We start from the raw sequence: 23152 nt of genomic DNA, 5'->3' as shown, positions 1-23152 counted from the left end.
GATTCTGTGGAAAACCCTTCTGACGGCTTGTAAATCGCGGTTTCACGGAGGTTTTCCTGATAAAAAGGGCTGTTTGATCATTTTATGACCAGCCCACGGAAGCCCCCGGTTCGTATGGCTTGCAGCGTAGAGCGAACATCTTATCCACAGAAGCGCCAACAGAGATTGGGGGCAAGTGTTGTTATGCACCCGAGCTTATTCACACACAAAACCCATGAAAAACCGTAGGTTAGCCTGTCTGTTTTTTGAGCACTGCCCTGGAGGGCCCGATTGGCGTGGTGTACCGCGAGGGGCGAACAGGTTATCCACAGAGGCGCGCACAGGGATTGTGGGTAACCCCATACTTACCTGTGGGACCGGGCCAACCTGTGCCCCGCGCCAGGGTTTGCGCCGTGCCGGTCAAGGCCGATGCATGAGGTAGGCGGCGCCCGTCACCTGAATCATCGGGTGCGGGACAACCTGACAGGTCTTGACGATGCTGAAGCCATGGCGCTCGTAAAAGCGCCGGGCGCCGGTGTTCGCGGCATAGTCGATCAAGCTCAGGCCCTTGAGCTCCAACTGATCGGCACGCTGCTGCGCCCGCTCGAGAAAGCGCACGCCCAACCCCTTGTTGCGCCAACCTTCATGGAGGGCCAGGCTGGAGATATAGAGGGTGTCGGGGATTTCCATGTCGGCGTAGGGCGCCAGGACCGGGTCTGTCACGGGGGCCGCCTGTGGATCATGACGCGTCACATAAGCGTGCATCATGCCAATGACCTGGCCGTTGGCCTCGGCGACAAGACAGTTCTGGTAGGAAAAATCGACATCTTCCCGGGCATAACGCGCGGCGCCCACGTCAAGGAGATCCTGGCCTGGCTCCGCCAGCTGGCTCCAGATGTAATCCGATGCACCCTCCGAGGAGATCCGGAACAAACGAGCGATCTCGCGTGTATCCGTGGGCAAGGCCGGACGAATTGCTACTTCCATTGAGGGGACTCCATTGGCGATGAAACGACCTTTTTTACCCACAGGCGTGAGACGCGGCAACCCGCCAGGCCAGTGGTTTTATGGCCGGATGTTGCAGCAGGTCAGGCGGGTGTTTTGAGCGCAGGCCTGGATGGCCTTTGCGGCGGAGCCGGACAGGTTATCCACAGAGGCGCACAGCAACGGCGGGCAAACACATGACCCCCTGTGGGAGCGAGCTTGCTCCCACAGGGGGACTCAGGTGTTCCTGGGTTTAGCGAACAACCCCTTCCTCAATCAACAGCTTGAGAATCGCCTCGGCCCCGGCCTCAGGGCTCACGCCCTTGAGCACTTGCCCGCCTCCGCCGCTGGCCTTGGCCGTGGCGGCTTTCATGCGGTCGGCGCCGCTCTTGGCCTTGATCACTTTCAAGCGTTTGGGGCGTGGCTTGGCCGGTTGCAGGGTCGCCACCGCCAGCAAGGTGTCGTCGATCACCTCCACCTCTTCAGCGTGCAACGCCCCGCGCCGGGCCGGGCCGTAGGCGCTTTGCCGAGGTTTTGGCGCGGCGTTATCCACAGTGGCCAGGAATGGCAGGCGCACTTTCAGGCGACGCCGTTGGCCGCGAGGCAAGGCTTGCAGCACCAGGGCCACACCGCCGTCGATGGATTCGACCTGGGCCAACCCCACCACCAGCGGCCAACCGAGATTCTCGGCCAGCAGGAACGGCAGCATGCCCGAACCTTCACCGGTTTCCGCCTGGCTACCGGTGAGCACCACTTGGGCGCCGGCATCACGCAGGTAATCGGTCAGGGCCGGCAGGGCGTCGGCGCCGACGGGGTTTTCCAGTACGTGCAATTCATCCAGGCCCATGCCCAGGTAGGCGCGCAGGGCCGGTTCGGCCACGTCGCCGGCGTGCAGCACTTGCAGGTCGCTGCCGGCCAGTTGCAGGCCCAGCTCCACGGCCCGGGCGTCCTGTTCAGCGCGCCGGGGGCGCCCGGAAGTAGGGTGGGCGCCGATGGACACGAGGCTGATCACTTGGGTACTCATCAACTTATCCTTCTTAAGCCGCATCGCGCTTGGCTTCGTTGCGGTAAGCCTCTACCGCCGCGATCAAGGCCTGGAGAATCGCCGCGCTGTCACCGATCACCGACAGGTCTGCCCGTTTGATCATGTCGCAGCCCGGGTCGAGGTTGATCGCCACCACCTTGTCGCAGGCGCCAATGCCCTGCAGGTGCTGGATTGCCCCGGAAATCCCCACGGCCACGTAGACCCGCGCCGTAACCCAAGTGCCGGACGCACCGACCTGGCGATCGCGGGCCATGAAGCCGTCGTCCACCGCCACCCGCGAAGCACCCTCGGTGGCGCCCAGGGCCGCTGCGGTCTGGTGGAACAGTGCCCAGTCCTTGACGCCGTTGCCGCCGGAGAAAATGAATTCGGCCTCGGCCATCGGGATCGCCCCCGGGTCCACCGCCACCGCGCCGAGGTCTTCGATACGCGACAAGCTGCGGGCCACGCTTGTGGATAACTCCACCGGCAAGGCTTCGTGGCGGGTTTCGCTGACCGGTTCAGCGCATTCGGCCGCTGCCAGGATCAAGCGCGCCAATGGCCGGGCCAGGTCTTGCAGGCCGGCACCGGCGCGGCCGATGCACTCTTTGCCCTTGACCTGCCAGACCCGCGTGGCCGGGCGTTCGCCCAGGGCCGCCGCCAAGCGCCGGCCGAGTTCGCCGCCACCGGTGCGGCTGTCAGGCAACAGCCAATGGCGTGGGCTGAACTGGTTATCCACAGCCCGCAGGCCTTGCACCCGTTGTTCCGGTGCATAACCGCTGAATTCCTCGCCATCGAGCACCAGCAAGCGGTCGACACCGGCCGTGGCGAAGGCGTTTTCCTTGTGCTCGCCGAAGACCACCGCCAGCACTGCACCGTCCGTACCTGCAAGCTGATGGGCCAGGCCCAACAGATCGCGGTCGTGGCTGCTCAAGCGGCCCCCGACCATGTCCGGCACCACGCTGATGTAGAACGCCGGTTGCGGCACCTGATGCAACGGCAGTTGCACTTCAACAGCGGCAGTACGCTTGCTCGCGCCTCCCTGCTGGGCGCCGCTGCGGTCGATGCGCTTGATGCCGTTGGGACCGATGAAACCGATGCCATGGACATTCTTGCGAATGACGCCGTTGGGGCCCATCCAGCTGTGCTGGACCGGTTGCATGGCCGCGTGCAGCGGGTGCAGGCGGTTGCGGGCGATCCACTCGGCGCGAGGGTCGCGGCGGATGATGTCGCTCATTAATGCACCTCCGCGGGTTCACGTTTGACCGGGATCACCGGTTTGCTCGGGGCCGCGTCTTCCAGCAGCGCGTCGGCCACCAGTTCGGCGATGTCCTTGATCAACGGCCGCGGCTCGACCACACCTTCGAGCATCGCAGTGCACTGTGGACAACCCACGGCCACCAGTTCGGCGCCGGTTTCGCGGATGTCTTCCATGCGCATGTCAGGGATCCGCTGCTTGCCCGGGATGTCGGTGATCGGCGCACCGCCGCCACCGCCGCAGCAACGCGAACGGAAACCGGAACGCTGCATCTCCTTGACCTCGATACCCAGCGCGCGCAGCACCTGGCGCGGCGCCTCGTATTCGCCGTTGTAGCGGCCCAGGTAGCACGGGTCGTGATACGTCACGCTGTCGCCCTTGTGCTGGCCGAGGTTCAGGGCGCCGGCGTCGATGATTTCCGCCATATAGGTGCTGTGGTGCTGCACCAGGTAGTTGCCATCGAAGGCGCCGTATTCGTTTTTCAGTACGTGGAAACTGTGAGGGTCACAGGTAACGATGCGGTTGAAGCTGTATTTGGCCAGGGTCTGGATGTTGCGCTTGGCCAACAGCTGGAACGTCGCCTCATCACCCAGGCGCCGGGCCACGTCGCCGCTGTCGCGTTCTTCGAGGCCGAGCACGGCGAAGTCGACTTTCGCCGCCTTGAGCACTTTGACGAACGCCCGCAGGGTGCGCTGGTTGCGCATGTCAAAGGCACCGTCGCCGACCCAGAACAGCACGTCGGTGGATTTCTTCTCGCTGAGCAGGTTCAGGTTCAGGTCCGCCGCCCAGTTCATCCGCCCGCCCGGGGCAAAGCCACCTGGGTTGTCGGTAGCGATGAGGTTTTCCAGGACCTCGGCACCTTTGTTTGGCGTGGCGCCTTTTTCCAGGGTCAGGTGACGACGCATGTCGACGATGGCATCGACGTGCTCGATCATCATCGGGCATTCCTCGACGCAGGCCCGGCAGGTGGTGCAGGACCACAGCGTCTCGGCGTCCACCAGGCCATTGACGATCGGCTGATGAGGATTGCCGCCGTGTTCGCCCACGGGTTTGCCCGGGTATGGGCTGCCAGCGAATTTCGCATCGGTGCCACCGGCCAGGCCGACGACCATGTCCTGGATGAGCTTTTTCGGGTTCAGCGGCTGGCCCGCGGCAAACGCCGGGCAGGCCGCTTCACACTTGCCGCACTGCACGCAGGCGTCGAAACCCAGCAGTTGGTTCCAGGTGAAATCCTTGGGTTTCTCCACGCCCAGCGGTGCCGCTGGGTCGTTCAGGTCCAACGGCTTGAGCCCGGTGGAACGACCGCCGCCAAAACGCTCGGCGCGGCGGTGCCAGGCCAGGTGCAAGGCACCGGCGAAGGCGTGCTTCATCGGCCCGCCCCAGGTCATGCCGAAGAACAGTTCCGACACGCCCCACAGCACACCGACACCCAGGACCGCCGCCACCAGCCAACCGCCGAAGTTCTCCGGCAGGATCTCCGCCACCGGCAGGGTCACCAGGAAGAACGATGCCGAGAAGGCCAACAGGCTTTTCGGCAGGCGCATCCATGGGCCCTTGGACAAACGGGCCGGCGGATTGCGCCGACGCAGATAGACGAAGATCGCACCGACAAACATGACGGCCGTCATCAACAGCAAGGCGTAGCCGAGGAAGCGGTTATGCAGGCCGAAACCATGCACCAGTATCGCCAGCACCACGGACGCCACCGCACCGCCGGCCGTGGCCACGTGGGTGTTGGCAATGTATTTGTCCCGCGCCACCACATGGTGCAAGTCCACCATGTAGCGCTTGGGCATGGCGAAGAGACCGCCGATCAGGTCGACCTTGGACGGTCGCCCCCGGCGCCACATATTCACCCGCCGCAAGGCGCCGAGGACCGCGAGGCCCAGGGCTGCGAACAGCAGGATAGGAAGAAGGGTGTTCAGCATAGGTGTTGCTCCCAAAGACGCAGGATCATGTGCGCGCCAGTGAGAGCGACGCACCTACTTGTGGCGAGGGAGCTTGCTCCCGCTGGAGCGCGAAGCGCTCCCAAAACAGCCCCAGGCGTAAACCTGATGCTTCTCGACTGATGATTGGGGCTGCTTCGCAGCCCAGCGGGAGCAAGCTCCCTCGCCACAGGTAATGGTGGTAATCCGTTAGAAATCCTTGCACAACCGCAGGGCGTCGTAGATGGCGGCATGGGTGTTACGCTGGGCCACGCAGTCGCCGATGCGGAACAGCAGGTAGCCATCGCCACTTTGCTCCAGGCACGGCTGGGGCTTGATCGCGAACAGGGCTTCGACGTCGATCTGGCCCTTGTTACGCGAACCTTCCTTGAGCGCGTAGTAGATTTCTTCGTCCGGCCGCACGCCGTTTTCCACCACCACCTGGTCCACCACGCGTTCTTCCTTGGCCCCGGTGTATTCGTTCTCCAACACCGCCACCAGCTTGTCGCCTTCGCGGTAGACCTTCTCCAGCATCATGTCCCCGGTCATGATCACTTCCTTGGGGTACATGCTGCGGTAGTAGGTGGGGAACGACGTCCCGCCAATGGCCACGCCTGGCTTGATGTCGTCGGTGACGATCTCCACCTGGCTGCCCTTGTCGGCGAGGAAGTCGGCCACCGACATGCCGGTGAACTCGCAAATGGTGTCGTAGACCAGCACGTTCTTGCCTGGCGCGACCTTACCGTCCAGCACGTCCCAGCTGCTGACCACCAGCCCTTCGGCGGCGCCCCAGTGCTCGTTCTGCTCCAGGAACGGATGGCCGCCGACGGCCAGCACCACCACGTCCGGACGCAAGTCCATGATGGTTGCCGCATCCGCCGCCACGCCCAGGCGCAGGTCGACTTTCAACCGCGCCAGCTCCAGTTGGAACCAGCGGGTGATACCGGCGATCTGGTCCCGTTGCGGGGCTTTCGAAGCCGTGGTGATCTGCCCGCCGATGAATTCTTTTTTCTCGAACAGGGTCACGTCGTGCCCACGTTCGGCAGCGACACGCGCCGCTTCCATCCCGGCCGGGCCGGCACCCACGACCACCACTTTGCGCTTGGGCCCGGTGGACTTCTCGATGATGTGCGGCACGCCCATGTATTCACGGGACGTCGCGGCGTTCTGGATGCACAACACGTCCAGGCCTTGATACTGACGGTCGATGCAGTAGTTGGCGCCGACGCACTGCTTGATCTGGTCGATCTGACCCATCTTGATCTTGGCGATCAGGTGCGGGTCGGCGATGTGCGCGCGGGTCATGCCGACCATGTCGACGTAACCGCCCTCCAGGATCCGCGTAGCCTGGTTCGGGTCCTTGATGTTCTGCGCGTGCAGCACCGGGACCTTGACCACTTCCTTGATACCGGCAGCCAAGTGCAGGAACGGCTCCGGTGGATAACTCATGTTCGGGATGACGTTGGCCAGGGTGTTGTGGGTATCGCAACCCGAACCCACCACGCCGATGAAATCCAGCATGCCGGTATCGTCGTAGTACTTGGCGATCTGCTTCATGTCCTCGTGGGACAAGCCGTCCGGGTGGAATTCGTCACCGCAGATGCGCATGCCCACGCAGAAGTCGTCACCCACCTCGGCGCGTACGGCTTTCAGCACTTCCAGGCCGAACTTCATGCGGCCTTCGAAGCTGCCGCCCCATTCGTCGGTACGCTTGTTGACCCGCGGGCTCCAGAACTGGTCGATCATGTGCTGGTGCACGGCGGACAGTTCGACACCGTCCAGGCCACCGGCCTTGGCCCGGCGCGCCGCCTGGGCGTAGTTGCCGATCACCCGCCAGATTTCTTCCGGCTCGATGGTCTTGCAGGTGGCGCGGTGCACCGGCTCACGCACACCGGACGGCGACATCAGGGTCGGCCAGTTGAAACCGTCCCAACGCGAGCGACGGCCCATGTGGGTAATCTGGATCATGATCTTGGCGCCATGCTTGTGCATGGCGTCGGCCAGGTTCTGGAAGTGCGGGATGATGCGGTCGGTGGACAGGTTCACCGAACTCCACCACTCCTGCGGGCTGTCGATGGCGACCACCGAGGAGCCACCGCAGATCGCCAGGCCGATGCCGCCCTTGGCCTTCTCTTCGTAATATTTCACGTACCGGTCGGTGGTCATGCCGCCGTCGGTGGCATAGACCTCGGCGTGCGCGGTGCTGAGCACGCGGTTGCGGATGGTCAGCTTGCCGATCTGGATCGGCTGGAACATTGCTTCAAAAGCCATGGTGCGATCCTCGACTTACAACGGCTTGACGATGAACAGGCCGTCGTCGTGGCCTTCTTCGGAACCGCCGTAGACCTGCTCGGCCACGGTGCGGATCTTGCTGCCGCGAGCGGCGAGGATCTGGTCCATGGCGCCGGCGAACCAGCCGGTGAACATGTAGTCGACCTTGCGCCCGACCTTGCCGTACACGTAGACGAACGCCGAGTGTTCGAGCTTGACGCTGGCGGTGCCTTTGTCCAGGTCGATGTCCTGGATCTTGAACAGGCCCCAGCCACGCTGCGACAGGCGCTTCATGTAGTGTTCGAACACCGCGACGCCTTCCAGGCCGTGGCATTCGGCTTCTTTTTCACACCAGTGCCAGGCGGATTTGTAGCCGGCCTTGTAGAGAATCTCGGCGTAGGCGTCGGCGCCCAGCACCTCTTCAATGCCCATGTGGTTATTGACGAAGAAGTGACGCGGCACGTAGAGCATCGGCAGGGCATCGGAGGTCCAGATACCGGTTTCGCTGTCGACTTCGATAGGCAGTTGGGGGGCGATTTTGGCCATGAAAACTTGACTCCGGAAATGCGTGGTATTGCCTGCGGCGCACAAGGCCGCAGGTAAAGGATTCAGCGGTGCGGCGGCGGTTATTCGCCCCAGACGTCTTTGAGGACGTTGACCCAGTTCTCACCCATGATCTTGCGCACCACCCGCTCAGGGTGACCGCGCTTGAGCAGCGTCTCGGTGAGGTTCGGGAACTCGCCCACGGTACGGATGCCCAGGGGGTTGATGATCTTGCCGAAGCTGGTCAGACGACGGGCGTAGCCCTTGTCGTGGGTCAGCATCTCGAAGAACGCCTGGTCGTGGCCCTGGGTGAAGTCGGTGCCGATACCGATGGCGTCTTCACCGACGAGGTTCATGGTGTATTCGATGGCCTCGGCGTAGTCGTCGATGGTCGAATCGATACCTTTGGCCAGGAACGGCGCGAACATGGTCACGCCGACAAAGCCACCGTGATCGGCAATGAACTTCAGTTCTTCATCGGACTTGTTGCGCGGGTGCTCTTTCAGGCCGGACGGCAGGCAGTGGGAATAGCACACCGGCTTCTTCGACTCGAGGATGACCTCTTCGGAGGTCTTGGAACCAACGTGGGACAGGTCGCACATGATGCCGACCCGGTTCATCTCGGCGACGATCTCACGACCGAAGCCCGACAGGCCGCCGTCGCGCTCGTAGCAACCGGTGCCCACCAGGTTCTGGGTGTTGTAGCACATCTGCACCACACCGACGCCGAGCTGCTTGAAGATCTCGACGTAGCCGAGCTGGTCTTCGAAGGCATGGGCGTTCTGGAAACCGAAGATGATGCCGGTCTTGCCCTGCTCCTTGGCGAGACGGATGTCGGCGGTGGTTTTCACCGGGATCACCAGGTCGCTGTTTTCGCGGATCAGTTTCTGGCTGGCTGCGATGTTGTTGATGGTGGCCTGGAAGCCTTCCCATACCGACACGGTGCAGTTGGCTGCGGTCAGGCCGCCCTTGCGCATGTCTTCGAACAGTTCGCGGTTCCATTTGGCAATGATCAGCCCGTCGATAACGATGCTGTCGGCGTGCAATTCGGCTGGGCTCATCAGGCAGTCCCCTTTTATCGGATTTCATGCGCCGAATCGTCTGCCGGCGCTTTGGGGCCAGCATATGCCTGAGGGCCGTGGCGACCCGGTGCAAAAACGACAGGGGAATTGCCGAAAGCGTCAATCCACGACAATGGACTACAACAGGCCCATCCTACCCGTCTGTTCTTTACCCGACGCTTGCGCCAGAATCCGCCGCATCACTGGTTTTCACTGGACTCGAGCGGCAACGCAATGAAATCACTCTTCCTGGCTTTGGCACTGATCAGCACCGTCGCACATGCGACCGAAGACACCGAACCCAACCCCTGCGACGAAGTTGAAAACGACGTCCAGACCCTGGCCTGCTCGGCCTACGGCAAGACCGCCGCTGAACAGTTGCTCAATGAAAACCTGCAAAGCCTCTTTGAGCGCCTGCAAACCCGCTACGCCAGCGACAAGGCGCAACTCAACGACATCACCGCCAAGGTCAAGATCGCCCAACAACTGTGGCAAAAGCAGCGCGACGCCGACTGCGCCATCGCCGCCTTCCCGGCCAAACCCGGCAGCGAAGCCTACAAGATCGCCGAGAACGACTGCATGGCCCAGGTGAGCGATGATCGGTCGGAGTTTTTGGAGTCGATTGGGCAGGATTGAAGGTTATCCACGGAGCAATATCCAGACACCTTTCATGTGTTGGCCCCACGCCTATCCGCGCCTGGCGCGAACACCTGAACCTGACTCAGGATGAAGTTGCCAGGCGCCTAGGGATTTCTCAACCGGCATTTGCCCAGCAAGAATCGGTCGCAAAGCCTCGCCGGGCTACCCGAGAGAAAATTGCCGCTGCCTTTGGTATCCATGCTGATCAGTTAGAGCTGTAAGCTGCACGTCACCACCGAGCAAAGAGATTCCCATGAAAACCTGCGGCATCGAAATCAAAGGCAGCGAAGCGATCATCGCCGTTGTCTCGCTGGAACAGCAGACACTGGCCCACGTCGCCCTGAACACCAAGAAAATCACCCTGGACGACGATGACGAAGCCGCCAACGTCAAGGCGTTTGCCGCCCAGGTACGGACTTTCGTGGCTGAGCATGGCATCGAACGCATCGCCATAAAGAAGCGCAGCAAGAAAGGCGAGTTCGCCGGTGGGCCGACGACGTTCAAGATCGAAGGGGTTTTCCAGTTGCTGGACGGTTGCGAGGTGACGCTGCTGTCGCCGCAGACCATCAATGCGCAGAGCAAGAAACATGACTTCGTCTTGCCGGCGACGCTGAACAAATATCAGCATGAGGCGTACAAGGCGGCGTGTTCGGCGTTGGTGAAGAAGTAAGCCAATCTCTCAGACGAAACACCCCCGTGGCGAGGGAGCTTGCTCCCGCTGGGGCGCGCAGCGGCCCTGCTTTTGGGGCCTGCTACGCAGTCCAGCGGGAGCAAGCTCCCTCGCCACAGATGAATGACCGATGACTGGCGGTATCAAGCTTTTATACCCAATTATGGCGACAGGTATAATTTATAGTCCCGGGCATAATTGAGTATAAAAGCCTGTCAAACCAGCTCCCGCCCACCCTCCAATCGCTGCCGGGTCCTCTCAAACCAGATACGACTGGTTCTATGGAATGGTCCCCGTGGCTCCGTGGGTCAGCGTTTCCCAAAGGTAATGAAACTTTCCTTTGACGGGGCGATGCTTTTGCAGAAAAAGCGACGTCTGCGGCAGGGAGACGCCTTGACGCAGCGCGTAGTGATTGAATCCTATCTCGAACGTACCGACCGTATCGTTCTTGAGCCCATCATAGGCCTTGCATAATTTTGCTTGATCACCATTTTGATAGGCACTGTGCAACTCCATCGCCGCCGCAATGCGCAACGCTGCCTGGCTGGCTTGATCCTCATATAAATCAATCTTCTGTAAACGAGCGCTCTCCGCCACATTGATGATTGCCGCCAAACCATAAGCTGCGTGTTCGAAGTCCCGACAACTTTCTTGCGACAAGCCTTCCAAGTAGGCTTCCGGGCTGCCCCAATGCACATTGATTTGCGCATTGCTACGCCGACACCACGGAGCATCCTTCGGACGTGCGCCATCAGAGGCAAGATAAATATACGACGGAACAAGGCCACGCCACTTCGAAACAGCATCATCCAACCATGCCTGATTCTTATTGAACACGGCAATATTAAACATCGCCTCGATGGCACTCGCATGCCAGTTCTTGTTATAGCAAGTATAGCTTCCGGAAAAAGCACGCAGCACATCAGGATAGTATTGCCTTGCAAATAACCTGCTCACCTTGTCTTTTTCCGACTGGGGCCAACCATCGTAGGAATATTTGACAATTTCAGCGGCCCGCGTAAACAGCCCTGCCGTCCATGCGGCTTGCAAGGGACCATTACTATTGGTGTGACCACCGGTCAGCGTATCGGCCCATGCATTAAGAATTTTTCGTACGTTTTCCGCATAACGCGGATCACCACTCAACCGCCATAATAAAGCCTGGGTGTAGGCTGCCCGGGCGTCCCGGGTCTCGTCCGAACAGCCATTATTTGGATTGGAATACGAACCACACTCTACAGTCGCCCAAGGCCTAGGCTCGTAATCTCTATCGGCCAAGGAGTCTTGCAAAGTCTTTTCATAGGCGCTCTTCCAGGGTTCTCGGTATATATTTTCCTTCACGTATCGTAATTGCTTGAAGTCCACCAGAATTCCGGGATGGGAAAAATCTGCTTGTGCCAACCGACTGACCAACAGCAATACAAAAAAAAGCCAACCCTTTCCCTTCATGCACAGTACCTCCCTTGGCACCTGTTCAGCCCGAGTTAAAATATATTTTTGAATGGACAGACATCCCTATCCGTTCGTCAGGACTAACAGCGAACAGTCTTTAAAAAAGCCAAGGGAATCGCCAGAAGTAATTTAAATCAAAAAATTTAAAGATTTATTGTCGGCGAGCGAGCTCTTGAAGTTTGTTTTCAAACCAACTGCCGTCGCCGATCCTCCCGCGGGCATCGCTCGAACCGTGCCCGATAGCTGCGGGTGAAGTACGACGGCGACTCAAAGCCGCAGGCGATGCTCACTTCCAGCACACTCATGTCGGTCTGGCGCAGCAACTGCCGGGCCTTCTCCAGGCGCAGCCTCAGGTAGAAGTTGCTCGGGGTGTCGTTCAGGTGCAGGCGGAACAGGCGTTCGAGTTGGCGCCGGGTGACGCCAATGGATTCGGCCAGTGCCAAGGTGCTCAGGGGCGGTTCGCTGTGGGTTTCCATCTCGCCGATGACGTGCACCAGCTTCTTGTTGCGAATGCCATAGCGGTTGGCGATTTCCATGCGCTGGTGATCTTTGCGCGGACGGATGCGGCCGAGCACGAACTGCTCGCTGACCTGGATCGCCAGTTCCGAACCGTGGGCCTGGCCGATCAGGTCGAGCATCAGGTCGATGGACGCGGTGCCACCGGCGCAAGTGATGCGGCGACGGTCGATCTCGAACAGTTCCTGGGTCACGCTGAGTTGCGGATAAGACTCCTTGAACGCCTCGATCGCTTCCCAGTGCAAGGTCACGCGGTGCCCTTCCAATAGCCCCGCCTCGGCCAACACCACGCTGCCGGTGTCGATGCCGCCCAGGGTCACACCTTCGTTGTCCAGCCGATGCAGCCAGCGCTCCAGCGTCGGGGTGGCGAATTTGAGCGGTTCGAACCCGGCCACCACCCAGAGGGTCGCGCCCTTCTTCAGCGGCTCCAGCGCGGCATCGGCGTTGACCGACATGCCATTGCTCGCCAGCACCGGCCCGCCATCGATACTCAGCACATGCCAGCGGTACAGCTCGCCACGAAACCGATTGGCGACCCGCAACGGCTCGATGGCCGAAATGAAACCGATGGCCGAAAAACCCGGCATCAACAAAAAGTAGAAATCCTGGGACATGGAGCGCACTCGGTTGGCGGGTAGCGTGCGGACCTTGATACGCCAGTTGCAAGGCCCATTCAAGAGTCGCTGCAGTGCAAGAGCACGTCGCCGCTGTGCGTTTCGCCAAGTGCCGGGCTGCGTAACTTGGCATCACCGGCGCACAGACACCGGACCCCATAACAATAAGCTGCCGAGGAACCCGACATGAAACGACTGATCAGCTCCTGTGTACTTACACTTTGCGGCACCACTTTCCTCAATGGCGCCGCCATGGCTGCCGAGCCCGCCGCGTGCCAGAACGTGCGCCTGGGCGTGGTCAACTGGACCGACGTCATCGCCACCAGCGCCCTGACCCAAGTGATGCTCGACGGCCTCGGCTACAAGACCAAGCAAACCAGCGCCTCCCAGCAAATCATCTTCGCCGGCATCCGCGACCAGCGCCTGGACTTGTTCCTGGGTTACTGGAACCCGCTGATGACCCAGACCATCACCCCGTTCGTCGAGGCCAAGCAGGTCAAAGTGCTAGAGCAGCCCAGCCTCAAGGACGCCCGCGCCACCCTGGCGGTACCGACCTACCTGGCCGACAAGGGCCTGAAAACCTTCGCCGACATCGCCAAATTCGAAAAAGAGCTGGGCGGCAAGATCTACGGCATCGAGCCGGGCTCCGGCGCCAATACCCAGATCAAGGCGATGATCGCCAAGAACCAGTTCGGCCTGGGCAAATTCCAACTGGTCGAGTCCAGCGAGGCCGGCATGCTCGCCGCCGTGGACCGCGCCGTGCGGCGCAAGGAAGCCGTGGTGTTCTTTGGCTGGGCGCCGCACCCGATGAACGTCAACGTGCAAATGACCTACCTCACCGGCAGCGACGACGCCCTCGGCCCGAACGAAGGCATGGCCACCGTGTGGACCGTCACCGCGCCGGACTACACCCAACAATGCCCGAACGTCGGTCGCCTGCTGAGCAACCTGACGTTCAGCGCCGAAGATGAAAGCCGGATGATGCAGCCGTTGCTCGATCACAAGGACCCGCTCGAATCGGCCCGGCAATGGCTCAAGGATCATCCGCAAGACAAGCAGCGTTGGCTCGAAGGCGTCACCACCTTCGACGGCAAGCCCGCCGCCGACAACCTGAAACTGACCAGTAACTGAACAACCGCTATCCATCTGCGCAGCACCAAAGGGCTGCGCAGTGACTTACCACGCCTGAAGGAATCCGCACCATGAACCACGACGTCATCATCACCTGCGCACTCACCGGTGCTGGCGACACGACCGCCAAGAGCCCTCACGTACCGGTCACCCCGAAACAGATCGCCGCAGCCGCCATCGAGGCGGCGAAGGCCGGGGCCACGGTGGTCCATTGCCACGTCCGCGACCCGCAGACCGGCAAGTTCAGCCGCGACGTGGCGCTGTACCGCGAAGTGATGGAGCGCATCCGTGAAGCGGACGTGGACATCATCGTCAACCTCACCGCCGGCATGGGCGGCGACCTGGAGATCGGTGCGGGCGAACAGCCAATGGAATTCGGCCCCAACACCGACCTGGTGGGCCCGCTGACCCGCCTGGCTCATGTCGAAGAGCTGTTGCCGGAAATCTGCACGCTGGATTGCGGCACCCTGAACTTCGGCGACGGCAACACCATTTACGTCTCCACTCCGGCGCAACTGCGGGCCGGCGCCAAGCGCATCACCGAACTGGGGGTCAAGGCCGAGCTGGAGATCTTCGACACCGGTCACCTGTGGTTCGCCAAGCAACTGATCAAGGAAGGCCTGCTGGACAACCCACTGTTCCAACTCTGCCTGGGTATCCCGTGGGGCGCACCGGCCGACACCACCACCATGAAAGCCATGGTCGACAACCTGCCGGCGGACGCGGTGTGGGCGGGTTTCGGCATCGGCCGCATGCAAATGCCGATGGCCGCCCAGGCCGTGCTGCTGGGAGGCAACGTGCGGGTCGGGCTGGAAGACAACCTCTGGCTGGACAAAGGCGTACTCGCGACCAACGGTCAGTTGGTGGAGCGGGCCGGCGAAATCCTCAGCCGCCTCGGCGCCCGCGTGCTCACCCCGGCTGAAGGTCGCAAGAAAATGGGGCTGACCCAGCGCGGCTGAGCCGAACGTACACATTGGATCTGCAGTGACTGCAGGTCTCAAGACCACCAAGATCAAATGTGGGAGCGAGCTTGCTCGCGATAGCGGCGGTACATCCAGGGCATCTGCTGCACCTGGAATCCGTCATCGCGAGCAAGCTCGCTCCCACAGGGAATCGGCGAATCATTAGGAAAACACCATGAGCTTTATCACCGACATCAAGACCTTCGCCGCCCTGGGCAGTGGTGTAATCGGCAGCGGCTGGGTCAGCAGGGCCCTGGCCCATGGCCTGGACGTCGTCGCCTGGGACCCGGCGCCGGGTGCCGAGGCGGCATTGCGCAAACGCGTCGCCAACGCTTGGGGCGCGCTGGAAAAACAGGGCCTGGCCCCTGGCGCCTCGCAGGATCGGCTGCGCTTTGTCGCGACCATCGAAGAATGTGTGCGCGACGCCGATTTCATCCAGGAAAGCGCCCCCGAGCGCCTGGAATTGAAGCTCGAATTGCACGGCCAGATCAGTGCCGCTGCCAAGCCGAACGCGCTGATCGGTTCCAGTACCTCGGGGCTGCTGCCGAGCGAATTCTACGAAGGCGCCACCCATCCGGAGCGCTGCGTGGTCGGGCACCCGTTCAACCCGGTCTATCTGTTGCCGCTGGTGGAAGTGGTCGGCGGCAAAAACACCGCGCCCGAAGCCGTACAGGCGGCGATGCAGGTGTACGAATCCCTTGGCATGCGGCCGCTGCACGTGCGCAAGGAAGTGCCCGGTTTCATTGCCGACCGCCTGCTCGAAGCGCTGTGGCGCGAAGCCCTGCACCTGGTCAACGACGGGGTGGCGACCACCGGGGAAATCGACGATGCGATCCGCTTTGGCGCCGGCTTGCGCTGGTCGTTCATGGGCACGTTCCTGACCTACACCCTGGCCGGCGGCGATGCCGGGATGCGGCACTTCATGGCCCAGTTCGGCCCGGCGCTGCAACTGCCGTGGACCTACCTGCCAGCGCCAGAGCTGACCGAAAAGCTGATCGACGATGTGGTGGACGGCACGAGCGCGCAATTGGGCAGCCATAGCATCTCGGCCCTGGAGCGCTATCGTGACGATTGTCTGCTGGCTGTGCTGGAGGCGGTGAAGGCCACCAAGGCCAAGCATGGCATGGCGTTCAGCGAATAAACACCCCCCTTGTGGCGAGGGAGCTTGCTCCCGCTGGACTGCGAAGCAGTCCCAAAACCGGCAAATGCGGTGTATCAGTCAAATCGTATTCGCTGGTTTTACGACCGCTTCGCGGCCGAGCGGGAGCAAGTTCCCTCGCCACAAGGGTGTACACCAGCGACTATTTGTGGAGTTCCAGCATGCCCACCCTAACCACCTATCAAACCCGCATCCTCCCCGAATGGGTCGATTACAACGGCCACCTGCGTGATGCCTTCTACCTGCTGATCTTCAGCTACGCCACCGACGCGCTGATGGACCGGCTCGGCATGGACAGCCAGAACCGCGAAGCCAGCGGCCACTCGTTGTTCACCCTCGAACTGCACCTGAACTACCTGCACGAAGTGAAGCTCGACGCCCAGGTCGAGGTGCACACGCACATCATCGGCCACGACGCCAAACGCCTGCACCTCTACCACAGCCTGCATCTGGTCGGCGGTGATAAAGAGCTGGCCGGCAATGAACAGATGCTACTGCACGTCGACCTGGCCGGCCCGCGCTCGGCGCCTTTCACCGAACAGACCCTGGACCGGCTCGGCGCCCTGCTCGACGAACAATCCGACCTGCCGCCGCCGCTGTACATCGGCCGGATCATCGCCCTGCCTCTCCCCCGATAAGCCGCGAACAGGAGATCGCCATGAACACCGCCGCCGCCTTTGCCGACTTTCGCCATTACCCCTTGATCTTCCCATTGACCGCCGTCACACCCTTGGCCGACCGGATCCAAGTGATGTGGGCCGATGGCCGGGCAAGCCCTTTTCATCACCCGTGGCTGCGGGACAACTGCCCTTGCCCTCAATGCGTCTACAGCGTCACCCGCGAGCAGGTGCTGGAAATCATCGACGTCCCTGAAGACATTGCCCCCGGCGCAACCTACCTCGACGACGAAGGCTGCCTGTGCGTGAACTGGCAGGACGGTCACCAGAGCCGTTTCGACCCGGGCTGGTTGCGCGCCCACGCCTACGATGATCAGTCCCGGGCCGAGCGCCTGGCGAACAAGCCTCGGCGCCAACTGTGGCGGCACGACCTGCAATTGCCAGTGTTCGACTACCCGGCACTGATGGACGATGCCCATGCGTTGTTGCAATGGTTGCTGGCGGTGCGCGACATCGGCCTGACCCAGGTGCGCGGCGTACCCACCGAACCCGGCTCGCTGACACGGATTGCCCAGCGCATTTCCTTTATTCGCGAGAGCAACTTCGGTGTGCTGTTCAATGTGCAGTCCAAAGCCGATGCCGACAGCAACGCCTACACCGCTTTCAACCTGCCATTGCACAGTGATTTGCCGACCCGGGAATTACAGCCGGGGCTGCAATTCTTGCATTGCCTGGTGAATGACGCCGACGGTGGCGAGAGCATTTTTGTCGACGGGTTTGCCATTGCTGAAGCACTGCGCCAGGAAGACCCCGAGGCCTTCGACGCGCTGTGCCGGATCCCCGTGGAGTTTCGCAACAAGGACCGTCGCAGCGACTACCGCTGCCTGGCGCCAATCATCGCGCTGGACGCCCTCGGCCAGGTTTCGGAAATCCGCATGGCGAACTTCCTGCGTGGGCCGTTCGACACCACGGTCGAGCAGATGCCCAAGCTTTACCGCGCCTACCGCCGCTTCATTGCCCTGACCCGCGAGCCACAATTTCGCCTGGTACAGCGTCTCGAACCCGGCCAGCTCTGGTGCTTCGACAACCGCCGCACCCTCCACGCCCGCAATGCCTTCGACCCGGCCTCCGGGGCCCGGCATTTCCAGGGATGCTATGTGGATCGGGATGAGTTGTTGTCGCGGATTCTGGTGTTGCAGCGCTAGGCCGCGTCATCGTTCATCGCCGGACACCCAAGCTTTCCCTGATTCACAGGCAAAAAAATCCCCGATCAAGCCGTGACAGGATCGGGGCAGGTTGCGTTACTGGAGGAGCTGTCGCGCGAGGGTGACCAGACCATCGTGATTCAGCTTGAGGTCAGTGTGCCCAGTCCAGCTCCGTGCAAGTTAGCCGAAAACGACGCCTCCATAGTCATTCATGACATTGCGACCATTTGCCCTTGCCGCCGCTTCGGGTGGCTACCAGAATCGAGACACGACCCCAATCCCTGAACAAGGAAAAGCGTCATGATGTACGCCGATTTGATCGACCAGGAAGACCTGCTGGGCCATCTCAAGGCCCTGGGCCTGCAAATACCCAGCGGCTCCACCGCCGAGCAGGCGTGCGAGTGCGCCGTGCGGGGGCTGGACACCGTCCGGGCCAATGATTTGCGGCGGATGGTCAAGGAGATGTACACCAGCAGCGCCACTATCCTGCCGGCCGTGCGCCAGGCGATTGATAAGCAGCTGTTGCCGGCGTTGATGCAATACCAGCAGAACCATAGCGCCTGACCCTGTGGCGAGGGCGCTTGCTCCCGCTCGGCCGCAAAGCGGTCGTAAAACCAGCGAATGCCATTTGACTGATACACCGCATAGGCCGGTTTTGGGACTGCTTCGCAGGCCAGCGGGAGCAAGCTCCCTCACCACAGAAAGCTGCTAGAGCCTCACACTGGCAAACGTCGACTCATTACGCGCCTGGCTCAGCGCCGACAGCGGGCCGGACAATGGCGACAGCACCAACGCCTGCGGCAACGGCATCATCGCCACCTGCTGCGTGGTGTTGGAACCGACGCGTTCGTCACGCGGCGGAATGCCGAAGTATTCGCGGTAGCACTTGGAGAAGTGCGGGGTGGAGACGAAGCCGCACACCGAGGCCACTTCGATGATCGACATCGGCGTCTGCTTGAGCAGTTGCCGTGCACGAATCAACCGCAGCTTGAGGTAATAGCGCGACGGCGAGCAGTGCAGGTATTTCTGGAACAACCGCTCCAGCTGACGCCGGGACACGGCGACGTACACCGCCAGTTCGTCCAGGTCGATCGGCTCTTCGAGGTTGGCTTCCATCAGCGCAACGATTTCCTGCAACTTCGGCTGGTTGGTGCCGAGCATGTGCTTGAGCGGCACACGCTGGTGATCCTGTTCGTTGCGGATACGCTCGTAGACGAACATTTCCGAGATCGCTGCCGACAGTTCACGGCCATGATCACGGCTGATCAGGTGCAGCATCATGTCCAACGGCGCGGTGCCGCCGGAGCTGGTGAAGCGGTTACGGTCGAGGGTGAACAAGCGGGTACTCATCGATACCCGTGGGAAAGCTTCCTGCATTGCCGCCAGGCATTCCCAGTGCACGCTGCAATCGAAGCCGTCCAGCAGACCGGCGCAGGCCAGGGCCCAACTGCCGGTACAAACCGCGCCGAGGCGACGGGATTGACGGGCCTGGCTCTGCAGCCACGACACGTGTTCGCGGGTCACGGTGCGCTGGATACCGATGCCGCCACAGACGATGACAGTATCCAGGGCCGGCGCCTTGTGCATCGAGGCATCGGGGGTGATCTGCAAGCCGTCGCTGGCCCAGACCTGGCCGCCATCGACTGTAAGGGTCGTCCAGCGATATAGCTCGCGACCGGACAGTTGGTTGGCCATGCGTAGCGGTTCTACCGCGGACGCCAGGGAAATCAGCGTGAAATTGTCCAGCAGCAAAAAGCCGATGGATTGAGGCGCACGGTTCTGGGGTTGGGCCCCGGAGTTGGACGTCGTCATCGCGGTATCTCCTCACACAAAGCGGGTGATGGCCTCAGGCGGAGGCTCTTTTTATTGGGTTATTTGCCATTGCTCTCCACAAGGGAGACGGGCTTTACAGTGTTACAGCAATTGTCATGCCTAAATTGAATGCGCGTTCAATAAATCCTGAAAACGACATCGCGGCCTGTCTATTCAAGGCGTATTTCGAGGGACGGTTATCAGGACTTTGGCGGGTGTCTGGCCCCCGTCACGCGGCACCGTGAGCAGATCGGTAGCACTTGTGGGAACTGGGCTGCGGGGCTTGCGCAACAGGTATCACCACAAGTGCGGCGACGGACGGTCGCGTGGCACCCGACGGTGGGGCCGACCGTTCGTCTCTTGTCTGTTTGCGACGCGCTAAAAGGTGGCGTGTTTCGAGGTGGGTGTGCATTTTACGAGCGGTTTTAAATTCACCTGTGGCGAGGGAGCTTGCTCCCGCTCGACCGCGAAGCGGTCGCAAATCCTGTCTACGCGGTCTTTCTGAAGCACTGCGAGATCAGGCCTTGGGGTTGCTTCGCAACCCAGCGGGAGCAAGCTCCCTCGCCACAGTGGATCAGCACTCCACCGCACTGACCGCCAAGCCGCCGCGCGAGGTCTCTTTATATTTGTCATGCATGTCGGCACCGGTATCACGCATGGTGCGGATCACCCGGTCCAGGGAGATGAAGTGCTGGCCGTCACCCCGCAGCGCCATTTGCGCGGCATTGATGGCTTTCACCGCGGCAATCGCATTGCGCTCGATGCACGGCACCTGCACCAGGCCGCCCACTGGGTCGCACGTCAGGCCGAGGTTGTGTTCCAGGCCGATTTCCGCCGCGTTGCACAATTGCTCCGGCGTGGCACCGAGGATTTCCGCCAGGCCCGCCGCCGCCATGGCGCAGGCCGATCCCACTTCACCTTGGCAACCGACTTCGGCGCCAGAAATCGATGCGTTCTTCTTGCACAGGATCCCGACCGCCGCCGCACCGAGGAAATAATCCACGACGTTGGCGTCGGTGACCGCTTCGCTGAACTTCATGAAGTAATGCAGCACCGCCGGAATGATCCCCGCCGCGCCATTTGTCGGCGCCGTGACCATGCGTCCGCCGGCGGCATTCTCTTCATTGACCGCCAGGGCGAACAGGTTAACCCACTCCATGGCGCTGAGGGTCGAGCCGATGACATTGGGTTTGTTCAGCTCTTGCAGGCTGCGATGCAACTTGGCCGCCCGCCGACGCACATTCAAACCGCCCGGCAGGATGCCTTCGTGCTTGAGGCCCTGCTCGACGCAATCCTGCATGGCCCGCCACAGTTTCATCAGGCCACTGCGGATCTCTTCTTCGGACCGCCAGACCTTTTCGTTGGCCAGCATCAACTCGGCTACTCGCAAGTTGTGGGTACGGCACAGCTCAAGCAATTCTTCGGCGCTGGAGAAATCGTAAGGCAGCTCAGTGCTGTCCAGATCCACCACGCCACTGGAGGCCTGGGCCTGATCGACGACAAAGCCACCGCCGACCGAGTAATAAGTGTCACGGTGCAGCTCGCCGTCGGCGCCCTCGGCCACCAGCGTCATCGCATTGGGATGGAACGGCAGGTTCTCGTCGATCAGGCGCATGTCCCGGGACCATACGAACGGCACCGGCAGGCGACCGTCGAGCAGCAGGGTCTGGGTTTCACGCAGCAGCTCGATACGCGGGCCGATCTGCGACGGGTCGATTGCGTCCGGCCACTCCCCCATCAGGCCCATGATCACGGCGTTGTCGCTGCCGTGGCCAATGCCGGTGGCCGACAGCGAACCGAACAATTGCACCTCGACCCGGCGCACATCATTGAGCAGGGCCTTTGCCTTCAGCGCTTCAACGAACAGCGCCGCGGCACGCATGGGGCCCACGGTGTGGGAACTGGACGGGCCGATACCGATTTTGAACAAGTCGAAAACGCTGATTGCCATTGCCGAAAACCTCCAGAACAGGCACATCCGGGCGCAGAAGCGTCCGGTGACGGAGCTGCTACGCTCAACGCCGGGATGGCCGCATCATCCGGTTTTTGCCTTGGGGTCCGACGTCTGACACCGACGCAATCATGCCCAGCAACGCCGTCCCGTCCTGGCCCCGGTTTTGCGCCGTTTTTCTGCGTATCAGAGGCCCGCCAGGGGCGGAAAAAATCTGTAAACGACGTCACCGACACTGGATGCGACCCTCCCTGTACTGGATACGACCCACCCTGTAGGCGTCAGATTTGCACTGGTACATGATCGGTTACGGCTCGTTTGCAAGGCCGCGTGTCAGAGAGTGCCCACGCGCCACCAACCGCAACATCCAATAAGCGCGGTTGTCCTGACCGGACACCGCCGATAAAACACCAGGAGTCCACCCATGAAAGGTTCCACATCGTTGTTGTTGGCCGCCATGCTGAGTCTTCCGATGCTGGCCAACGCTGCTGAACCCGAACAGTGCAGCACCGTCAATTTCTCCGATGTCGGCTGGACCGACATCACCGTGACCACCGCTACCACCAGCGTGGTGCTCGACGCCCTCGGCTACAAGACCAAGACCACCATGATTTCCGTGCCGGTGACCTACAAGTCCCTGGCCGATGGCAAGAACATGGATGTATTCCTCGGCAACTGGATGCCGACCATGGAAAACGACATCAAGGCCTACCGCGAAGCCGGCACCGTGGAAACCGTGCGCACCAACCTCAAGGGCGCCAAGTACACCCTCGCCGTGCCTCAGGCTTTGTATGACAAAGGCCTGCACGACTTCGCCGATATCCCCAAATTCAAGAAAGAGCTGGACGGCAAGATCTACGGCATCGAACCCGGCAACGACGGCAACCGCCTGATCCAGAGCATGATCGAAAAGAACGCCTTCGGCCTGAAGGACGCCGGTTTCAAAGTCGTCGAGTCGAGTGAAGCGGGCATGCTCTCGCAGGTCGACCGTGCCGCCAAGCGCGGCACCGATGTGGTGTTCCTCGGCTGGGCACCACATCCGATGAACACCCGTTTCAAGATCCAGTACCTGACCGGCGGCGACGACTTCTTCGGCCCCGACTTCGGTGCCGCTACCGTGGCGACCAACACCCGCAAGGGCTACAGCCAGGAATGCAGCAACGTTGGCCAACTGTTGAAAAACCTGGAGTTCACCGTCGACATGGAAAGCCAGCTGATGGGCAACGTGCTCGATGACAAGATGAAACCTGAGGCCGCCGCCAAGGCTTGGTTGAAGAAAAACCCACAGGTACTCGATACCTGGCTCGCTGGCGTGACCACCATTGACGGTAAACCTGGCCTGGAAGCCGTGAAAGCCAAACTTGCGCAATAACTGCTGATGT

General features: G+C 61.5%; 20 protein-coding genes and 1 pseudogene. 10 read left to right on the top strand and 11 right to left on the bottom strand.

Features of this window, described 5'->3' with window-relative positions:
- Positions 1-399: 399 nt before the first annotated feature.
- The 7 genes from BLT00_RS08790 to BLT00_RS08760 all read right to left on the bottom strand — a co-directional run bounded on the left by BLT00_RS08790 (position 400) and on the right by BLT00_RS08760 (position 9042).
- Positions 400-966 (bottom strand): GNAT family N-acetyltransferase, encoded by a 567-nt coding sequence (locus tag BLT00_RS08790; RefSeq protein WP_072342263.1) that lies wholly within the window; start codon positions 964-966, stop codon positions 400-402.
- Positions 967-1216: 250 nt separating this feature from the next.
- Complete coding sequence (locus BLT00_RS08785) at positions 1217-1987, bottom strand: electron transfer flavoprotein subunit beta (protein ID WP_092146305.1); 771 nt, start codon at positions 1985-1987, stop codon at positions 1217-1219.
- A 13-nt stretch (positions 1988-2000) separates the two neighbouring features.
- Positions 2001-3221, bottom strand: a complete 1221-nt coding sequence (locus tag BLT00_RS08780) for an electron transfer flavoprotein subunit alpha (RefSeq protein WP_092146303.1) — start codon at positions 3219-3221, stop codon at positions 2001-2003.
- A complete protein-coding gene (gene dgcB, locus BLT00_RS08775; protein ID WP_092146301.1) occupies positions 3221-5170 on the bottom strand; it encodes a dimethylglycine demethylation protein DgcB in 1950 nt (649 codons plus the stop codon). Before dgcB ends, BLT00_RS08780 begins: the two co-directional genes overlap by 1 nt.
- A 207-nt stretch (positions 5171-5377) precedes the next feature.
- Entirely contained in the window at positions 5378-7438 is a 2061-nt protein-coding gene (gene dgcA, locus BLT00_RS08770) for a dimethylglycine demethylation protein DgcA (RefSeq protein ID WP_047230382.1), read from the bottom strand.
- A gap of 15 nt (positions 7439-7453) precedes the next feature.
- Entirely contained in the window at positions 7454-7984 is a 531-nt protein-coding gene (locus tag BLT00_RS08765; RefSeq protein WP_092146299.1) for a 4-vinyl reductase, read from the bottom strand.
- An 80-nt stretch (positions 7985-8064) separates the two neighbouring features.
- A complete protein-coding gene (locus BLT00_RS08760) occupies positions 8065-9042 on the bottom strand; it encodes a dipeptidase (protein ID WP_063324039.1) in 978 nt (325 codons plus the stop codon).
- Between the two features lie 234 nt (positions 9043-9276).
- Between BLT00_RS08760 and BLT00_RS08750 the strand changes: the two genes are divergently transcribed.
- The 3 genes and pseudogenes from BLT00_RS08750 (at position 9277) to BLT00_RS08740 (ending at position 10351) form a co-directional block, all read left to right on the top strand.
- Entirely contained in the window at positions 9277-9678 is a 402-nt protein-coding gene (locus BLT00_RS08750; protein WP_092146295.1) for a lysozyme inhibitor LprI family protein, read from the top strand.
- 41 nt (positions 9679-9719) lie between these two features.
- Positions 9720-9902, top strand: a pseudogene (locus BLT00_RS08745) (helix-turn-helix domain-containing protein); the annotation flags it as partial.
- 32 nt (positions 9903-9934) lie between these two features.
- Positions 9935-10351, top strand: a complete 417-nt coding sequence (locus BLT00_RS08740; protein WP_092146293.1) for a DUF3010 family protein — start codon at positions 9935-9937, stop codon at positions 10349-10351.
- Between the two features lie 279 nt (positions 10352-10630).
- Here the strand turns inward: BLT00_RS08740 and BLT00_RS08735 are convergent, their stop codons facing one another.
- Both BLT00_RS08735 and BLT00_RS08730 read right to left on the bottom strand, forming a co-directional pair.
- On the bottom strand, positions 10631-11800 hold the full coding sequence (locus BLT00_RS08735) for an alginate lyase family protein (RefSeq protein WP_092146291.1): 1170 nt from the start codon (positions 11798-11800) through the stop codon (positions 10631-10633).
- Between the two features lie 188 nt (positions 11801-11988).
- Positions 11989-12933 (bottom strand): GlxA family transcriptional regulator, encoded by a 945-nt coding sequence (locus tag BLT00_RS08730; RefSeq protein ID WP_092146289.1) that lies wholly within the window; start codon positions 12931-12933, stop codon positions 11989-11991.
- A gap of 186 nt (positions 12934-13119) precedes the next feature.
- Between BLT00_RS08730 and BLT00_RS08725 the strand changes: the two genes are divergently transcribed.
- From BLT00_RS08725 to BLT00_RS08695, 6 genes are all read left to right on the top strand, one after another.
- Positions 13120-14064 carry a choline ABC transporter substrate-binding protein gene (locus BLT00_RS08725; RefSeq protein ID WP_092146287.1) on the top strand — a complete coding sequence of 315 codons (945 nt, stop codon included), beginning with the start codon at positions 13120-13122 and terminating at the stop codon, positions 14062-14064.
- Positions 14065-14135: 71 nt separating this feature from the next.
- Positions 14136-15023 (top strand): 3-dehydrocarnitine:acetyl-CoA trimethylamine transferase CdhC, encoded by an 888-nt coding sequence (locus tag BLT00_RS08720; RefSeq protein ID WP_092146285.1) that lies wholly within the window; start codon positions 14136-14138, stop codon positions 15021-15023.
- A 178-nt stretch (positions 15024-15201) separates the two neighbouring features.
- Positions 15202-16167 (top strand): L-carnitine dehydrogenase, encoded by a 966-nt coding sequence (locus BLT00_RS08715; protein WP_092146283.1) that lies wholly within the window; start codon positions 15202-15204, stop codon positions 16165-16167.
- A gap of 179 nt (positions 16168-16346) precedes the next feature.
- Positions 16347-16823, top strand: coding sequence for a thioesterase family protein (locus tag BLT00_RS08710; RefSeq protein WP_092146282.1), 477 nt, complete (start codon positions 16347-16349; stop codon positions 16821-16823).
- Between the two features lie 20 nt (positions 16824-16843).
- A complete protein-coding gene (locus tag BLT00_RS08705; protein WP_063324029.1) occupies positions 16844-18007 on the top strand; it encodes a gamma-butyrobetaine dioxygenase in 1164 nt (387 codons plus the stop codon).
- 300 nt (positions 18008-18307) lie between these two features.
- Positions 18308-18571 (top strand): hypothetical protein, encoded by a 264-nt coding sequence (locus BLT00_RS08695; protein ID WP_018612353.1) that lies wholly within the window; start codon positions 18308-18310, stop codon positions 18569-18571.
- A 144-nt stretch (positions 18572-18715) separates the two neighbouring features.
- Here BLT00_RS08695 and BLT00_RS08690 read toward each other — a convergent pair whose 3' ends face one another.
- Positions 18716-19819: a choline metabolism transcriptional regulator GbdR gene (locus BLT00_RS08690; protein WP_003177576.1), complete on the bottom strand. Its 1104-nt coding sequence runs from the start codon at positions 19817-19819 to the stop codon at positions 18716-18718.
- Positions 19820-20393: 574 nt separating this feature from the next.
- Positions 20394-21770, bottom strand: coding sequence for an L-serine ammonia-lyase (locus BLT00_RS08685; protein WP_092146280.1), 1377 nt, complete (start codon positions 21768-21770; stop codon positions 20394-20396).
- Between the two features lie 424 nt (positions 21771-22194).
- Between BLT00_RS08685 and BLT00_RS08680 the strand changes: the two genes are divergently transcribed.
- The gene (locus BLT00_RS08680; protein WP_063324026.1) at positions 22195-23142 is read left to right on the top strand and encodes a choline ABC transporter substrate-binding protein; all 948 of its coding nucleotides are present in this window, start codon (positions 22195-22197) and stop codon (positions 23140-23142) included.
- Positions 23143-23152: the final 10 nt, after the last annotated feature.

Origin of the sequence: Pseudomonas sp. NFACC51, assembly GCF_900103575.1 — a bacterium.
Taxonomy (GTDB): Bacteria; Pseudomonadota; Gammaproteobacteria; order Pseudomonadales; family Pseudomonadaceae; genus Aquipseudomonas; species Aquipseudomonas fluorescens_Q.
The sequence above is the reverse complement of the archived record's forward strand: the minus strand, read 5'-3'. Positions and strand labels throughout refer to the sequence as shown.

Excerpts from the sequence above, each read along its gene's own strand:
- BLT00_RS08790 (WP_072342263.1), bottom strand. The coding sequence starts at position 966 with ATGGAAGTAGCAATTCGTCCGGCCTTGCCCACGGATACACGCGAGATC.
- BLT00_RS08785 (WP_092146305.1), bottom strand. The coding sequence starts at position 1,987 with ATGAGTACCCAAGTGATCAGCCTCGTGTCCATCGGCGCCCACCCTACT.
- BLT00_RS08780 (WP_092146303.1), bottom strand. The coding sequence starts at position 3,221 with ATGAGCGACATCATCCGCCGCGACCCTCGCGCCGAGTGGATCGCCCGC.
- dgcB (WP_092146301.1), bottom strand. The coding sequence starts at position 5,170 with ATGCTGAACACCCTTCTTCCTATCCTGCTGTTCGCAGCCCTGGGCCTC.
- dgcA (WP_047230382.1), bottom strand. The coding sequence starts at position 7,438 with ATGGCTTTTGAAGCAATGTTCCAGCCGATCCAGATCGGCAAGCTGACC.
- BLT00_RS08765 (WP_092146299.1), bottom strand. The coding sequence starts at position 7,984 with ATGGCCAAAATCGCCCCCCAACTGCCTATCGAAGTCGACAGCGAAACC.
- BLT00_RS08760 (WP_063324039.1), bottom strand. The coding sequence starts at position 9,042 with ATGAGCCCAGCCGAATTGCACGCCGACAGCATCGTTATCGACGGGCTG.
- BLT00_RS08750 (WP_092146295.1), top strand. The coding sequence starts at position 9,277 with ATGAAATCACTCTTCCTGGCTTTGGCACTGATCAGCACCGTCGCACAT.
- BLT00_RS08740 (WP_092146293.1), top strand. The coding sequence starts at position 9,935 with ATGAAAACCTGCGGCATCGAAATCAAAGGCAGCGAAGCGATCATCGCC.
- BLT00_RS08735 (WP_092146291.1), bottom strand. The coding sequence starts at position 11,800 with ATGAAGGGAAAGGGTTGGCTTTTTTTTGTATTGCTGTTGGTCAGTCGG.
- BLT00_RS08730 (WP_092146289.1), bottom strand. The coding sequence starts at position 12,933 with ATGTCCCAGGATTTCTACTTTTTGTTGATGCCGGGTTTTTCGGCCATC.
- BLT00_RS08725 (WP_092146287.1), top strand. The coding sequence starts at position 13,120 with ATGAAACGACTGATCAGCTCCTGTGTACTTACACTTTGCGGCACCACT.
- BLT00_RS08720 (WP_092146285.1), top strand. The coding sequence starts at position 14,136 with ATGAACCACGACGTCATCATCACCTGCGCACTCACCGGTGCTGGCGAC.
- BLT00_RS08715 (WP_092146283.1), top strand. The coding sequence starts at position 15,202 with ATGAGCTTTATCACCGACATCAAGACCTTCGCCGCCCTGGGCAGTGGT.
- BLT00_RS08710 (WP_092146282.1), top strand. The coding sequence starts at position 16,347 with ATGCCCACCCTAACCACCTATCAAACCCGCATCCTCCCCGAATGGGTC.
- BLT00_RS08705 (WP_063324029.1), top strand. The coding sequence starts at position 16,844 with ATGAACACCGCCGCCGCCTTTGCCGACTTTCGCCATTACCCCTTGATC.
- BLT00_RS08695 (WP_018612353.1), top strand. The coding sequence starts at position 18,308 with ATGATGTACGCCGATTTGATCGACCAGGAAGACCTGCTGGGCCATCTC.
- BLT00_RS08690 (WP_003177576.1), bottom strand. The coding sequence starts at position 19,819 with ATGACGACGTCCAACTCCGGGGCCCAACCCCAGAACCGTGCGCCTCAA.
- BLT00_RS08685 (WP_092146280.1), bottom strand. The coding sequence starts at position 21,770 with ATGGCAATCAGCGTTTTCGACTTGTTCAAAATCGGTATCGGCCCGTCC.
- BLT00_RS08680 (WP_063324026.1), top strand. The coding sequence starts at position 22,195 with ATGAAAGGTTCCACATCGTTGTTGTTGGCCGCCATGCTGAGTCTTCCG.